This is a genomic window from Mesobacillus maritimus (genome assembly GCF_023715205.1).
GTDB classification, from domain to species: Bacteria; Bacillota; Bacilli; order Bacillales; family Cytobacillaceae; genus Mesobacillus_B; species Mesobacillus_B maritimus_C.
The window spans coordinates 326,485-340,142 of sequence record NZ_JAMBNR010000004.1; the positions used below are offsets into that span (position 1 = coordinate 326,485).

General features: G+C 38.4%; 14 protein-coding genes and 1 riboswitch. Of the genes, 9 read left to right on the plus strand and 5 right to left on the minus strand.

Going from position 1 to position 13,658, the window contains the following annotated elements:
• The first annotated feature begins 350 nt into the window (after positions 1–350).
• The 5 genes from M3182_RS07935 (at position 351) to M3182_RS07955 (ending at position 7,324) form a co-directional block, all read left to right on the plus strand.
• Complete coding sequence (locus M3182_RS07935) at positions 351–2,075, plus strand: ABC transporter ATP-binding protein (protein WP_251557596.1); 1,725 nt, start codon at positions 351–353, stop codon at positions 2,073–2,075.
• Positions 2,076–2,087: 12 nt separating this feature from the next.
• On the plus strand, positions 2,088–3,875 hold the full coding sequence (locus tag M3182_RS07940) for an ABC transporter ATP-binding protein (RefSeq protein WP_251557597.1): 1,788 nt from the start codon (positions 2,088–2,090) through the stop codon (positions 3,873–3,875).
• Between the two features lie 82 nt (positions 3,876–3,957).
• Positions 3,958–4,068: riboswitch (SAM riboswitch) on the plus strand.
• A 94-nt stretch (positions 4,069–4,162) separates the two neighbouring features.
• A complete protein-coding gene (locus tag M3182_RS07945; RefSeq protein WP_251557598.1) occupies positions 4,163–5,380 on the plus strand; it encodes a homoserine dehydrogenase in 1,218 nt (405 codons plus the stop codon).
• Between the two features lie 288 nt (positions 5,381–5,668).
• Complete coding sequence (locus M3182_RS07950; RefSeq protein WP_251429125.1) at positions 5,669–6,115, plus strand: MarR family winged helix-turn-helix transcriptional regulator; 447 nt, start codon at positions 5,669–5,671, stop codon at positions 6,113–6,115.
• Positions 6,116–7,324, plus strand: a complete 1,209-nt coding sequence (locus M3182_RS07955; RefSeq protein WP_251429126.1) for an MFS transporter — start codon at positions 6,116–6,118, stop codon at positions 7,322–7,324.
• Between the two features lie 706 nt (positions 7,325–8,030).
• Here the strand turns inward: M3182_RS07955 and M3182_RS07960 are convergent.
• From M3182_RS07960 to M3182_RS07970, 3 genes are all read right to left on the minus strand, one after another.
• Entirely contained in the window at positions 8,031–8,216 is a 186-nt protein-coding gene (locus tag M3182_RS07960) for a YfhD family protein (RefSeq protein ID WP_251429129.1), read from the minus strand.
• Positions 8,217–8,346: 130 nt separating this feature from the next.
• Positions 8,347–8,475 carry a YfhE family protein gene (locus M3182_RS07965; RefSeq protein WP_221874246.1) on the minus strand — a complete coding sequence of 43 codons (129 nt, stop codon included), beginning with the start codon at positions 8,473–8,475 and terminating at the stop codon, positions 8,347–8,349.
• A 55-nt stretch (positions 8,476–8,530) separates the two neighbouring features.
• Positions 8,531–9,451: a TIGR01777 family oxidoreductase gene (locus M3182_RS07970; protein ID WP_251429132.1), complete on the minus strand. Its 921-nt coding sequence runs from the start codon at positions 9,449–9,451 to the stop codon at positions 8,531–8,533.
• A 93-nt stretch (positions 9,452–9,544) separates the two neighbouring features.
• On the opposite strand from M3182_RS07970, the gene recX reads away from it, so the two are divergent.
• On the plus strand, positions 9,545–10,360 hold the full coding sequence (gene recX, locus M3182_RS07975; RefSeq protein WP_349775430.1) for a recombination regulator RecX: 816 nt from the start codon (positions 9,545–9,547) through the stop codon (positions 10,358–10,360).
• Between the two features lie 82 nt (positions 10,361–10,442).
• A complete protein-coding gene (locus M3182_RS07980) occupies positions 10,443–10,775 on the plus strand; it encodes a YfhH family protein (RefSeq protein WP_251429135.1) in 333 nt (110 codons plus the stop codon).
• 24 nt (positions 10,776–10,799) lie between these two features.
• On the opposite strand, the gene M3182_RS07985 is transcribed toward M3182_RS07980, so the two are convergent.
• Positions 10,800–10,970: a small, acid-soluble spore protein K gene (locus tag M3182_RS07985; RefSeq protein WP_251429138.1), complete on the minus strand. Its 171-nt coding sequence runs from the start codon at positions 10,968–10,970 to the stop codon at positions 10,800–10,802.
• A gap of 110 nt (positions 10,971–11,080) precedes the next feature.
• Here M3182_RS07985 and M3182_RS07990 point away from each other — a divergent pair, with 110 nt between their 5' ends.
• Complete coding sequence (locus tag M3182_RS07990; RefSeq protein WP_251429141.1) at positions 11,081–11,350, plus strand: YfhJ family protein; 270 nt, start codon at positions 11,081–11,083, stop codon at positions 11,348–11,350.
• A 70-nt stretch (positions 11,351–11,420) separates the two neighbouring features.
• On the opposite strand, the gene M3182_RS07995 is transcribed toward M3182_RS07990, so the two are convergent.
• A complete protein-coding gene (locus M3182_RS07995; protein WP_251557599.1) occupies positions 11,421–12,401 on the minus strand; it encodes a metal-dependent hydrolase in 981 nt (326 codons plus the stop codon).
• A gap of 136 nt (positions 12,402–12,537) precedes the next feature.
• Here M3182_RS07995 and mutY point away from each other — a divergent pair, with 136 nt between their 5' ends.
• Positions 12,538–13,638: an A/G-specific adenine glycosylase gene (mutY, locus tag M3182_RS08000; RefSeq protein ID WP_251429147.1), complete on the plus strand. Its 1,101-nt coding sequence runs from the start codon at positions 12,538–12,540 to the stop codon at positions 13,636–13,638.
• Positions 13,639–13,658 lie beyond the last annotated feature (20 nt).

The following is a 13,658-nucleotide window of genomic DNA, read 5'->3' on the forward strand; positions in this document are numbered from 1 at the left end:
ATCTTGAAATGAATTAGACTGCTTTTTACTTGAAGATTTTTTGGGGGCAGCCTGTACCTCGAAGAAACTGCTAATAACAAAGGGTTGTGAGACAGAAAAAGGAGAGCCCCGTAAAAACAGTCCACCAACAATAGCTTCATAGACAAAACCATAAGGAATCCCACAACTTCTGTCTAAACTAGAAGTTAGATTCATCAAACACCAAAGTAATCTTTTCCTACATCACTTTATTATTTTCTGATAAATGCTAATTTTTCCTAATGAAGATAGTATAATACAGTCTATAGAATCCTTCGTTAAACGAAGGAACCGGAGTAATTTCTATAAAAAGCAAAGCGGGAGGAACTTAGATGAAAAAAGTATTATCCCTATTAAAACCTTACCGACTCCCGATGGCGATTGCAATTGTTTTAATGTTAATCGAGTTAGCGGTTGAGCTGTGGCAGCCTCTGTTAATGGCTCAGATTATTGATCAAGGAATCGCTGCGAATGATCTACATACGGTTATAAAATATGGCGGAATTATGTTGGGGATTTCCCTGTTAGCTTTTATTGCGGGGATAACAAACTCTTTTTTCGCAGCTTACGCGAGCCAAAACTTTGGTTACGATTTGCGAAAGAATTTATATGAAAAGGTTCAGTCATTTTCATTCGCGAATTTTAATAAATTTCCCACCTCATCCTTGATTACAAGGATGACAAATGATGTGAATCAACTTCAGATGACCTTGTTTATGAGTTTGCGGATTGCTTTGCGGGCCCCGTTGCTAGTGATTGGTGGAATCGTTATGGCTCTGAGTGTGAATTTTAAGCTCGCACTTGGATTCGTTTTAGTGATTCCGCCGTTGTTCGTATTCTTATTTTGGATTATGCGACGCTCAACTAAATTATTTAAACTGGTTCAAGGAAAGCTTGATCAGGTAAACAGTGTGATGCGTGAAAATCTTTCGGGAATCAGATTGATTCGTGCTTTTTCTAGAGGAAGTCATGAGTCCCAAAGATTTAAAAGATCGAATCAAGAACTGATGGACAGAACGGTGTTTGCGTTAAGAATAACGGAGACAGCTATCCCTGTGCTACTGTTCTTTTTAAACATCACTGTTCTGGTTGTTCTTTGGTTCGGAAATCTCGATATCAATAATGGAACTGTTAGCGTGGGTGAAGTCGTTGCAGTTGTAAACTACACAGCAAGAATCACGACGGCCTTTTCAATGTTTTCTTGGATTATTATGGTGTACTCACGAGCGATTGCTTCAACAGGGAGGATTGAGGAAGTTCTTGATTCGGAGGCGGATTTATATGGTGGTTTAAATAAACTCGAAATGGTTAACCAACAGGGAGGAAGAATTGAGTTTGAGCATGTTTCTTTTCGTTACCCAGATACAAAGGCGGATGTGTTATCAGATATTCATTTTCGAATAGAATCAGGAGAAACTGTTGCTGTTTTAGGAGCGACGGGTTCTGGTAAATCCTCCTTGTTTCAATTGATTCCAAGGCTATATGATACGACCGAAGGGACCGTAAAAATAGATGGCGTTGATGTTCGCACCCTTGAGTTTGACCATTTGCGGAAACAAATCGGCTATGTTCCTCAAGAAGCTTTGCTTTTTACAGGGAGCATTAAAGACAATCTTGCATGGGGAAAAGAGGATGCAAGTTTAGAAGAAATGATTCAAGCGACAGAAGATGCCCAAATCCATAAAACAATAACAAAACTTCCCGAACAATACGATACGATGATTGGTCAAAAAGGCGTCAATTTATCAGGCGGTCAGAAACAGAGATTATCGATTGCGCGAGCATTAATTAAAAAGCCGCGAATATTGTTGCTTGATGATAGTACAAGTGCATTAGATTTGAAAACGGAAGCCAAATTATTAGATGCGCTAAAACAATATCAATGTACAACATTGATTATTACTCAAAAGATTAGCACAGCGAAGGAAGCTGACCAGATTCTGATTTTAGAAGATGGAAAAATGATTGCGGCGGGCGATCACCATTATCTGATGGACAAATCAAAGTTATATCAGGATATATATCGTTCGCAGCAGAGTTTGATTGTGAATGATTGAGAGGTGAGGTAAGTGAAACAAAAGACTCATACAGGTAAAGAGGTAGATAGAGGGAGTTTCATAAAAACGATTAGAAGAATATGGAGATACCTGTCAGAGTATAAAGTATTTTTAACATGGGTTCTATTAATGGTTGTTATGAGCTCCGCTCTAGGATTGTTAGGACCGTTTATGATAGGACGGACTATTGACACTTATCTTGCTACGGCGACCACTGATGGGCTAGCACTTGTTTTAGTCGGACTCGCTGCTGTTTATTTTTTTCACTCCATATCCTTGTGGTTGCAAAACTATTGGATGATTGGAATCGCTCAAGAGACTGTTTTTACGATAAGAACGCAATTGTTCACAAAACTTCATAAACTGCCCATTCAGTTTTTTGATAAGCGCCAATCGGGGGAACTGATGAGTAGAATTACGAATGATATTGAAAACGTCAGTACAACATTAAACAGCTCCGTCATTCAAGTGTTCTCTAGTTTGCTCACTTTAGTTGGAACACTGGTGGTTATGTTATGGCTAAGTCCTTTGCTCACACTGGTAACGATGACAATTGTCCCGATCATGTTTCTTGGAATGAAATGGATTACCACTCGCACGGGTAGGCTTTACAAAGAACAACAGAAGAATTTAGGTGAATTGAATGGTTTTATAGAGGAGAGCATCTCTGGTCAGAAAATAATAAAGTCGTTCTCACAGGAACCAAAAGTTATCGCAGAATTTCTTGAAAAGAGTGAAAAAGTAAAAAAAGCCGGGTACTGGGCGCAAGTGTATGCAGGTTTTATTCCAAAATTAATGAACATGCTGAACAACTTAAGTTTTACGTTTGTGGCAGCCGCTGGTGGTATTTTTGCTCTCAATGGAATGGTTTCCATCGGAACAATTGTTATTTTTACGGAATACGCTAGGCAATTCACACGACCATTGAATGATTTATCGAATCAATTTAATACGTTGCTGTCCGCTGTTGCTGGTGCTGAACGAGTCTTTGACATTATTGATGACCGTGAGGAAGCAGAAAATGAAATAGATGCAATAGATATTACTGACCTTAAGGGAAAGGTAGAGTTTCGCGATGTTAACTTCGCCTATGATCGAGGCGAGGACATTGTTCAGAATATCTCTTTTCAGGCAACCCCTGGGGAAAAGGTGGCTCTCGTTGGACCAACTGGTGCTGGGAAGTCTACAATCATAAACTTAATTACTCGATTTTACGAACCGAATAGCGGTGTTATTTTGTTCGATAACCAAGATAGTCAAATCATTACAAGAGCAAGCTTGAGGAAGCAAATGGCTTTTGTTCTTCAGGACTCGTTTCTTTTTCAAGGGACAATAAGAGAGAATATCCGCTATGGTCGACTTGATGCAAGTGATCAAGAAGTTGAAGAAGCTGCAATCGCGGCAAATGCATATTCGTTCATCAAACGGATGCCTCAAGGGTTTGATACCGAACTAAAGCAAGACGGTTCCGGGGTTTCTCAAGGACAGAAGCAATTATTATCTATTGCTCGTGCAATCCTGGCCAATCCCTCAATCTTAATCCTTGATGAAGCGACAAGCAGTATTGATACGATTACAGAATTGAAAATTCAAGAAGCGCTTGAGCTGTTAATGGAAGGAAGAACGTCCTTTATCATTGCACATCGATTAAATACGATTCAGCAAGCAGATCAAATACTTGTTGTTGAGGATGGCGGGATTATTGAAAAAGGGCCCCATCACGAGCTGATGAAACGGAAAGGGTTTTATTATGATCTCTATCAAAACCAAATAAAAACAAAAGTCGCCAAAGCGCTATAAAAATAGTCAAAACGGTTTGACAGTTTCCTCTATCTGTAATAGAATCAACCTAATTAAACGTTGAATATTTAGAATTTAAATACTCTTATCGAGAGTGGCGGAGGGAAATGGCCCAATGAAGCCCGGCAACCTTCAAGGTAGTTTCTTGAAAAGGTGCTAATTCCAGCAGGTAGGGATACCTGAAAGATAAGGGGGGGATGGGGTCCTCTTCTTATGAAGAGGGCCCCGCTTTTGTATAGCGAAGAATATCTTCCCCTCTTTTCAACACGGAAAAGGAAGTGGTTAATGTGTCTACAATCAAGGTAGCGATTCTTGGCTTTGGAACGGTTGGGGAAGGAGTTTATAAAACGATTCAATCTCACCAAGAGAAGCTAAAGGGAGTTTTGGGTAAAAGTGTAGAAGTTGCAGCAGTATTGGTAAAAAATAAGCATAAAAAACGTGATATCAACGAAGGTATACTTGTAACGGAAGATTTTGAAGAAATTCTGAACCTGAAGGAGCTTGATGTCGTCGTTGAAGCGATTGTAGGAGAGAACCCTGCCTTCTCCTATTTGGAAAAAGCGATTCAAAAAGGCTGTCATATTATTACGGCGAATAAAGAAATGTTTGCCTTACACGGAACAACTTTACAGAAGCTTGCAGACGAGCATCAAGTGTCTGTCGGATTCGAAGCAACTGTTGCAGGTGGAGTCCCAGTCATTCAAACGGTTCAACAATTATTAAATATTAATCAGATCATAAAGATGGAAGGGATTTTAAACGGTACTTCCAATTATATTCTGACCGAAATGCGTGCTAATCAGGTATCATTTTCAGAAGCATTAGAAGCTGCTCAAGTAAAAGGATATGCAGAGGCGGATCCGACAAATGATGTTGAGGGTTATGATGCTTTCTATAAATTAATGATTCTAAGTGAAATTGCTTTTGGGGAAAAGCCGGACTGGAGTAATGTCCCTCGCGAGGGAATAACAGAAATCACACCTGAACAAATTAAAGAAGCAGAAAAATTGGGCTTACGGTTTAAATTAATTGCCTCAATAGAGCAGTCTCAAGGAGAAATTAAAGGATATGTGCGACCAACGCTTGTTTCAGAATCACATCCTCTCTATCATATTGAAGGTGTGGAAAACTCAGTTTCAATTGAAGCAGACATTGTTGGAAGAATAACCCTTCAAGGACCTGGTGCAGGGATGCTTCCAACAACGAGTGCAGTCATTGAGGATCTCATCCATGTGGTTCTGGGAAACGGGCAGCAAGCTATTTTTTCTGGTGTTCCGTCCGGCCTACTCAAACAAGACGAAAAACAACAACAAAAGTGGCTAATCATGAACAAGAACGGTGTACTTTTAACAAGTTCAAGTTCAGCCCAGAAGGAGTCTCATGTACTGGTAAAAGCAGATGAGCCAACCATACATACGCTTCGTGATGACAATAAACAAGCAAGCTTCTTTCAAGTATTAGGAGAAATGAAATCAAATCTGTTTGTTCGCAACGATTCAGCTTGAAATTGTCTGAGAACAAAACCTCGAACTGTTTGTTAGAATTTAACAGTTTGAGGTTTTTTTTTTCAGATCGATAAAAACATGAATTAGGTTTATGCGCAGTCATTCCTTCTAAAGCCAACTAAATAACATGGGGGGTATCTGCTTCAGCGTTTAGGAACTATTAAGAGCGAATACTTTAAAATTTAAAGAAGTTACCTAGGTAAATAAATAGTTACCTAAGTAACTATTTTTATGGTATAGTAGATTTTATTGTTAAAATTCCGCAAGTAGGTAAGGTGAATACACAAGATGTTATCGAACAGTCATGTATTATTCCACTCGGTTCATCAGTTATCGAGAGTATTGGCTAAACACTTAAATGACGCACTCGAACCTTTTGGGTTATACAATGCTCAATGGGCTGTTTTGTTTGTATTAAAAGAGAACGGTACTTTAACACAAAAAGAACTTTGTCAGTACTTGGCTGTAGAAGCGCCACCTATGACACGAACGATTCAAAGACTGTACAAACAAGGTTATATTGAACAACAAACAGGTCAGGATAGAAGGAAAAAGTTTATCCAACTGACTCAAAAAGCGCAGGAAGAATATCCAAAGTGGGAAAAAGCAGTAATGGAAGCGAATGAAAAATTACTAGGGCCTATTCCAGAAAATACCCAAGAGGAGTTAACAGCCGTAATAACAAATTGGCTTACCGAAATTAAATTGGAGAACAGCAAGTTAGGGGGAAATTAAATGCAAGAACCTGCACCAAAACTTTGGACGAAAAACTTTATAAGTGTTTCAATCAGTAATTTCTTTTTATTTATGACATTTTACTTTCTATTAGTCACGATGCCTGTTTTTGTTCTGAATGACATGGGTGGTAAAGAATCACAGGCCGGACTCGTGACAACGGTCTTTTTATTGTCCGCAATAATTATAAGGCCTATTGCAGGGCGTTGGATTGAAAAAATTGGGGCGAGATTAATTCTGTTGTGTTCCTTAATTCTTTTTTCTGTTGTTACATTGATTTATTTTGCTGCTGACTCAATTGGCATATTGCTTACAATAAGATTCATTCATGGTATTGGCTTTGGTATGGCAACCACAGCGACTGGATCCATTGTCGCAGCAATCATCCCTGATTCCCGTCGTGGGGAAGGAATGGGATATTTTGTGCTTTCTTCTAACTTAGCAATGGTCGTTGGCCCTTTCTTTGGACTAACGGCAATGCAGCAATGGGGAGTTTCCACAATGCTCTTAATGGGAGTTATCGCCGCATTTATTGGTTTAGTTGCAGGCTTGTTTATCACTCCGCCAAAAAGAGCGGCAAAGTCATCCAATACAAATGCAGTTAAAGGATCATTTAGCTTCAAAGAGATGTTTGAATTAAATGCGATTCCGATTGCGATAACAGGCGCCTTTTTCGCTATTGTATATTCAGCTATTCTGTCATTTGTTTCAATTTATGCAGTTGAAATTGGTGCATCCAATGTGGCAAGTTACTTTTTCGTTGTGTATGCAGTCGTTCTTCTCATTTCTAGACCATACACTGGTAAGTGGTATGATGTTTACGGAGCGAATGCAATTATCTACCCTTCCATTATCTTGTTTGCTATTGGAATGTTGATTTTAGGCATAGCAGATTCTGCCTTTTTATTCTTAGTGGCAGCAGCGTTTGCGGGCATAGGTTGGGGGACGTTATTTCCTAGTTATCAAACCATTGCAATTACAGTCGCTGATCCGAAACGGCGACCAGTTGCAACGGCAACCTTTTTATCGATTTATGATATCGGAATCGGTTTAGGCTCTTTTATAGTAGGGCTTGCGGCAGCGAAGGTTAGTTTAGGAACGCTTTACCTATATAGTTCGGTCTATATTTTAATCGGCCTTGGGCTTTATTATGTATTACAAGGTCGTCATTTACGTTCATCAAACAAAAAAGAAAGAGAAAGTTATTGACTTTTGAAGTTTAGTTTGTTATTATGGTAATTCAGCTTCACTTTTATAAGTACAACATTGTGTCAATAAACTTATGGCATTCTGCTTATCTTTTTAAATGGAACAACTTATTCACACTGGATCGGCTTCGGAGCCGTAAGGATGTAAGAGAGGTAGGGCTTACGTCGTTTAGGTTAAAAGATCATCAAGTGGAATATTTTACCGCGGCAGTTTATAGCGAATAACATATACATCTTGTGAAGTTGCAAGTTACTACGTAGATAAGAAAGCGGACTGGTTATGACCAGTTCGCTTTTTCAATGGAGAAAACGGGAGTGATTGGTGAATTATCCACAGCTGTTTTTGTGAAAATAAAGTGGAGAAAAAGTAGATTTCCACAAAGTTACTAACATTATCCACTGGGCAATTTAGTTATCCACAGATACATATCCACAAAGGTATTTACTAGTATTAGAGATACTGACACATATTATCCACACTGTTCACAATTATGTGGATAAGTTATTAACAAAAAGATGCTTGTGTGAATTTTTTGTGAAAACGATTGTTTAATTTGGGGAAATAACGTATAGTAAAGATAACAAAGTTAGTGAAAACATTCACAAACTTTGTTCCCAAAACATTAAACAACCCCCTACCCCTTACTAAAAAAGCAGGATATAAAATCCTGCTTTTTAGTGATAGGGTAGGGATATTTCTTTTTTTTTTAATGCATTTTCTTTTTAGCTCGTGCATCAGCAGCTTTGGAACGTGCCATTGCCTCAAGATCTTCGTGATCAGCAAGGTCACGATCAAACTCTACATCAAGCCCATCTGACTTCATATTCTGTGGAACTTGAGGAAGCTTTGCTGTATTTTTGTCTCTACTTCTTTGACCTCTTGAACGTCCCATTATTATAGACCCCTTTCAAACAACGAAATAAAAGCACGGAATATTTCGTTCCGTACTTTTATGATTCGCTATATTCTTCGGGTTATAAGTGGTAATTTTAGTTTCCATTACACATTATTTTTGTGATTACTTATTGATCTCGTTTCTTATTGGCAAAACCTGCTGCGCGGTCAGCGGCTCTGAACTCATGACTATAAGTGACTTCTTGCATGCTTGATAGTGTATGTCTGCGTTTTTCTTTTCTTTTTTTATCTGCCATTGTTATCATCCTTCCAGATTGTTTTCGTTCTTCAGTATTTCCATAAGTGGAAGGATTAAACAGAATTTGAGTGATTTGCGATTGCCTTTAATGCCATTTCTAGTTCCGGATAATGAAAGACAAAGCCACTTTTCAGAAGTTTCTCTGGAAATACATATTGTCCTTTAAGCAGAAGTAAACTCATTTCGCCAAGTATAACTTTTAAAACAAATGACGGAACCGGAAGCCAGTGAGGTCTTTCCCATATATAAGAAATTGCCCTACCGAACTTCTTCATTGGTACTGGGGACGGCGCTGTAAAATTGACTGGTCCTTTTACAAGTTCGTTTTCTATGACAAATAAGATGGCTCTTACAACATCTTGCACATGAATCCATGATACCCATTGATTTCCACTTCCAATTGTCCCACCGATAAAAAAACGGTAAGGAAGTAACATCAAAGGAAATGCACCTTGCTGATCATCTAGCACTAATCCGAAACGACAAAGAACGGTTCGGATTCCTTCCTTTTCAATTTTTTTAACAGATGTTTCCCACTTTACCACTGTATCAGCTAAAAAGTCGTTTCCAGGTTGTTCTGTTCTTTCCGTATATTCCTCTTTCTCTGAAGTTCCATAAAATCCTATAGCACTTGCGTTTACAAATACTTTTGGTTTACGTGGAAGTTTGTTGATAATCCGGTGTAACTCATCAACAGCAGACAGGCGGCTTGTTACAATTTTTTCTTTTCCTTTTGATGACCACCTTGTATTAATGGTTGAGCCGGCAAGGTTAATCATTACATCCACACTCCCAAGCCTTTCTTCCGGTTTGGCGCCATCATGCAGCCAAGAAATATAGTGAACGGGTCCGCTATTTAAGGAGTATTTCTTTTTGTCTCTCGTTAAAATGAAAACTTCGTGTCCTCGCTCAACCAACAAACTTGATAGGGTTTCTCCAATTAACCCTGTTCCTCCGGCAATGACAATCTTCACATAAACCCCCACCTTTTCTTTTCCTTCTCTGTAATTTACTCCCCTAATCCTCAAATTCCTCTAACGTATGGTAAATTAATGAGTGAGGTGAATATGATGCCAGTAATCACGAAGATAAAAGCACAAAAAAATAATAAAGATCGTTATAGCATCTTCGCAGACTTTGGTCGAGGCGAGGAATATGCTTTTAGTGTTGATGAGGATGTTTTAATTAAATATCAATTAAAAAAAGGCATGGAGCTTGATGATTTATCGGTTACAGAGATGCTTTATCAAGATGATATTCGTAAAGCTTATAATATGGCAATCCAATATTTAGCACACAGAATGAGATCTGAAGGAGAAGTTAGAGAACAGTTAAAAAAGAAAGAAGTTGCCGAGCCAATTATTCAAGAAGCTATACAACGTTTATATAAGCATCGGTTTTTAGATGATTTAGAGTTTGCAAAAGCATTTGTTCGGACACAAATGAATACAACAGATAAGGGACCAAAATTGATAAAAATGTCTCTTAAAGAAAAAGGAGTAAAAGGACCAGTAATTGATGAATCAATTAAAGAGTTTGTTGTTGAACATCAAGTCGATAAGGCAATCGACCTTGCCCAGAAGAATTTTACTAAGAACCATAAAGATTCATCGCGGTTCCTTAAACAAAAGACAGAACAGCTTTTAGTAAGGAAAGGTTACCCGTTTAACATTATTCAAATTGTTATGGAAGAATTAGACACAGAAAAAGCGGTAGGTGAAGAAATGATTGCCCTAAAGTATCACGCTGAAAAATTACAAAGAAAATATATAAAGTTTGAAAGGTACGAACAGAAACAGAAAATGAAACAGGCTTTGTATAACAAGGGTTTTTCGTTTGATTTGATTGAAAAGTGCTTAGTGGAGCTTTTTGAGGATGAGTAAAGACCTTCAGAGCAGTAATACTTTATTTATCTTTTTAAGTTCGTTATGATGAAGAAAGTGAAATCAGGGAGTGTGAAAAGGTATGCAAGAAAAACGATATAGCCAATTAACTGCTCAAGAGCTTAAACAGGAAATTGCAACTCTTACCGAAAAAGCTAGAAAAGCAGAGCAGTTAGGGATGGTCAATGAATATGCTGTCCTAGAGAGAAAAATGGCGATGGCCAAAGCCTATTTGCTTAACCCAGATGATTTTAAGCCGGGTGATGTGTATGAAATTGATGGAGACCCAGGTAGTTATTTTAAAATAGAATATATGAACGGAGTCTTTGCTTGGGGAAACAGACTCAATCACCCCGAAAAAGAAGAAGCGTTGCCGATAAGTTTGTTAGGCAAACAGAGGCAAAACCAGGGATGAACCTGATTTTGCCTACAGTTTAGATTAAAAATTTGGAGTATCACTTTCGCGATTCGATGAAGCTCTCATCCGTTCTTGAGGATGGGTGTTGATTGTGCCATCTGCCCTTCTTGAAGCATACTCAGCTTTTGCACGCGGCTCACCTTCAAAACGATTATGGTTCATGTTAGGGAAATTTTTTGCTTTATTTCGCATGATATATCCTCCTTGAAGGGTGATTGTACGCGACCGTAAGAGGACACGCTTTAATAGTATTCACACTTTGAAGGGCTTTAGACACGGATAAATTTGCAAGGAGAAATGATATGAAAGACATTCAAGAAAAGCTCGCTCATTTATTGTTAGAAAAAAATAACGAGATTACTTTCCACCAAGCGCTTACTTGGGTAGAGCTATTGTGGGATGATTTTGAAACGACTTCTGCAAAGGCTGGAAGAGAATATTTGGGCAGTGAAATGACGGAAAGAGTAGTCAGACAATGGATCCAACATTATGGGGGGAAATTGCATGACTTTGTTGCAACGAACCCTAAATACAAACATTATTTAGAGCAAAATAATAAAAAATTGCATTAAAAAAGCGATGCGTACCACTGCATCGCTTTTTTAGCTGGGTGAATGGCTAATGGAAAGGTTAAAAGGGCCACTAGTTTGGTATGATTTCCAATTTCTTTTTTAGCTTTTCCTCACTATAGATCCAACCGGTATAGGAGCTAAGAATGTTTAACTCCTTATCTAGCTTGACTACTGCGACAAACGGATAGTGACCGTTGCTTCGGTAGCGAAGGTCAATAAAACGGACCTCATAGTGGTCTTCGTAGTCATCCAGTTCCCAACGGTAAACAGGGGAAAAGGAAAGAAATGCAGAAAGATTAGAGTCCTGTTTAGCTGCTTTTAAAACGGCAGTTTCTGGTACAGGCACACGGTTGAATTGATCAAGGATTTGTACATTTAGCCTTTTAGCCCGACCAACAAAAAATTGATGGGAGTTCATGACCGCAATACGCCATTCGCTGTTTTTCATCGTCGGGGCAATGATAATTTCAGTAGCATCAGGAATCAATTCCTGTACAATTTGTATCAGTTTTCGTTTGTATAGAACCCGATGAATATAATAGGCAAAAATAACCGCGTACATTCCTAAAAACGTATATCCTGGAGAAGCGCCAAAAACCCAAGCAACAATGGCGATAACATGCAAGATAAAAATGAACGGATCGAAGGTATTAATAATGCCTAAAGCAAGCCATTTCTTTGAAAAAGGCCGTAATGCTTGTGTACCATAGGCATTAAAGATATCAACAAAAACATGGAGGAAGACTGCGAGTTGCGTCCACATCCATAAATGAAGCAAATTTATCTCAGGGTTAAATAGATAAATTCCGCCGACAATCAACATCGGCCAAAGGATTATCGCAGGAATGGAATGGGTGATTCCACGGTGATTTCGAATGTAAACAGCATTGTTTTTTAACTTCAGGACAGTATCAATGTCAGGGATTTGTGAGCCGATAATAGTGGCAATAAGAACACTTGTGGCTGTTGCGGAACTCTCTGAAATGACTGGATCAAGAGTTGCAATTCCACCTATAGCCACTCCCATGACAATATGTGTTCCTGTGTCCAAGGAAAAAACCTCCTAATCAGGAATAAGATTACGAATTAGTATCCCCTATTTTTAATGTATTATGGTGTTAAGAAACCGGACATTCATATTGTATTTTCCCAAAATAACTGAATGTTAACAAAGCGGAGGCAAAAAATTGAGTAACAATGATTTGAAAAATTTAGAGGACCTGGATAAACGATCCTTTCAAGAAGATTTAATTGGCTGGTTTGAAAGTGAAATGCGTGACCTGCCCTGGCGTAAAGATCAAGACCCTTATAAAATTTGGGTTTCAGAAATTATGCTCCAACAAACCAGAGTAGATACGGTTATTCCTTATTTTACTAGATTTCTAAAGGAATTTCCAACAATAGAAGCATTAGCCAATGCAAACGAAGATGATGTTTTAAAAGCATGGGAAGGGCTGGGATATTATTCTAGAGTACGTAACCTCCAATCAGCTGTAAAAGAGGTACATGAAAAATATGATGGACAAGTTCCTGATACCCCAAACGAGATTTCCTCATTAAAAGGGGTGGGGCCTTACACTGCGGGGGCGATATTAAGTATCGCTTATGGAAAACCTGAACCAGCGGTTGATGGGAATGTTATGCGTGTTTTATCGAGAATTTTAGTCATATGGGATGATATCGCAAAACCAGCTAGTCGAAAGAAGTTTGAGGCAGCGGTTAGAGAAATCATCTCTCATGAAAATCCATCTTATTTTAATCAGGCTTTAATGGAACTTGGTGCGCTAATTTGTACTCCTACGTCTCCTTCCTGTTTATTATGTCCGGTAAGAGAGCATTGTCAGGCTTATATGAACGGTGTTGAAAGCGATCTTCCAGTAAAGACGAAAAAGAAAAAACAAAGACCTGTGGAACTAGTTGCGGCTGTTTTAGAGGATGACCAAAACCGAATTTTAATTCGGAAGCGGCCTGAGTCAGGGTTATTAGCAAACTTATGGGAGTTTCCAAATGTAGAAGTGACAAAAGAATATAGAAGTGAAAAAGAGCAGTTTGTTGATTATATTCAAGAGCAGTATCCTGTTGAGCTTACCTTAGAACAAATGATTGGGCGAATTGAGCATGTTTTTTCTCACCTGATTTGGAATATTCATGTATATAAAGGACATTTAACAGGTGAAATAGTAGAAACATCTACATTAAAGCTTATATCAATAGAGGAAATTGAAAAATTTGCTTTTCCAGTTTCGCATCAAAAAATCCTAAAACAATTTCTAGAGGAGAAAAGGTAAAGTCTCCTCTAGAAATTTGG

Bases quoted from the DNA above. Each gene is read 5' to 3' on its own strand.
- M3182_RS07955 (WP_251429126.1), top strand. From the start codon at position 6,116: ATGCAAGAACCTGCACCAAAACTTTGGACGAAAAACTTTATAAGTGTT.
- M3182_RS07980 (WP_251429135.1), top strand. From the start codon at position 10,443: ATGCAAGAAAAACGATATAGCCAATTAACTGCTCAAGAGCTTAAACAG.
- M3182_RS07990 (WP_251429141.1), top strand. From the start codon at position 11,081: ATGAAAGACATTCAAGAAAAGCTCGCTCATTTATTGTTAGAAAAAAAT.
- M3182_RS07985 (WP_251429138.1), bottom strand. From the start codon at position 10,970: ATGCGAAATAAAGCAAAAAATTTCCCTAACATGAACCATAATCGTTTT.
- M3182_RS07935 (WP_251557596.1), top strand. From the start codon at position 351: ATGAAAAAAGTATTATCCCTATTAAAACCTTACCGACTCCCGATGGCG.
- recX (WP_349775430.1), top strand. From the start codon at position 9,545: ATGATGCCAGTAATCACGAAGATAAAAGCACAAAAAAATAATAAAGAT.
- M3182_RS07960 (WP_251429129.1), bottom strand. From the start codon at position 8,216: ATGGGACGTTCAAGAGGTCAAAGAAGTAGAGACAAAAATACAGCAAAG.
- M3182_RS07950 (WP_251429125.1), top strand. From the start codon at position 5,669: ATGTTATCGAACAGTCATGTATTATTCCACTCGGTTCATCAGTTATCG.
- M3182_RS07965 (WP_221874246.1), bottom strand. From the start codon at position 8,475: ATGGCAGATAAAAAAAGAAAAGAAAAACGCAGACATACACTATCAAGC.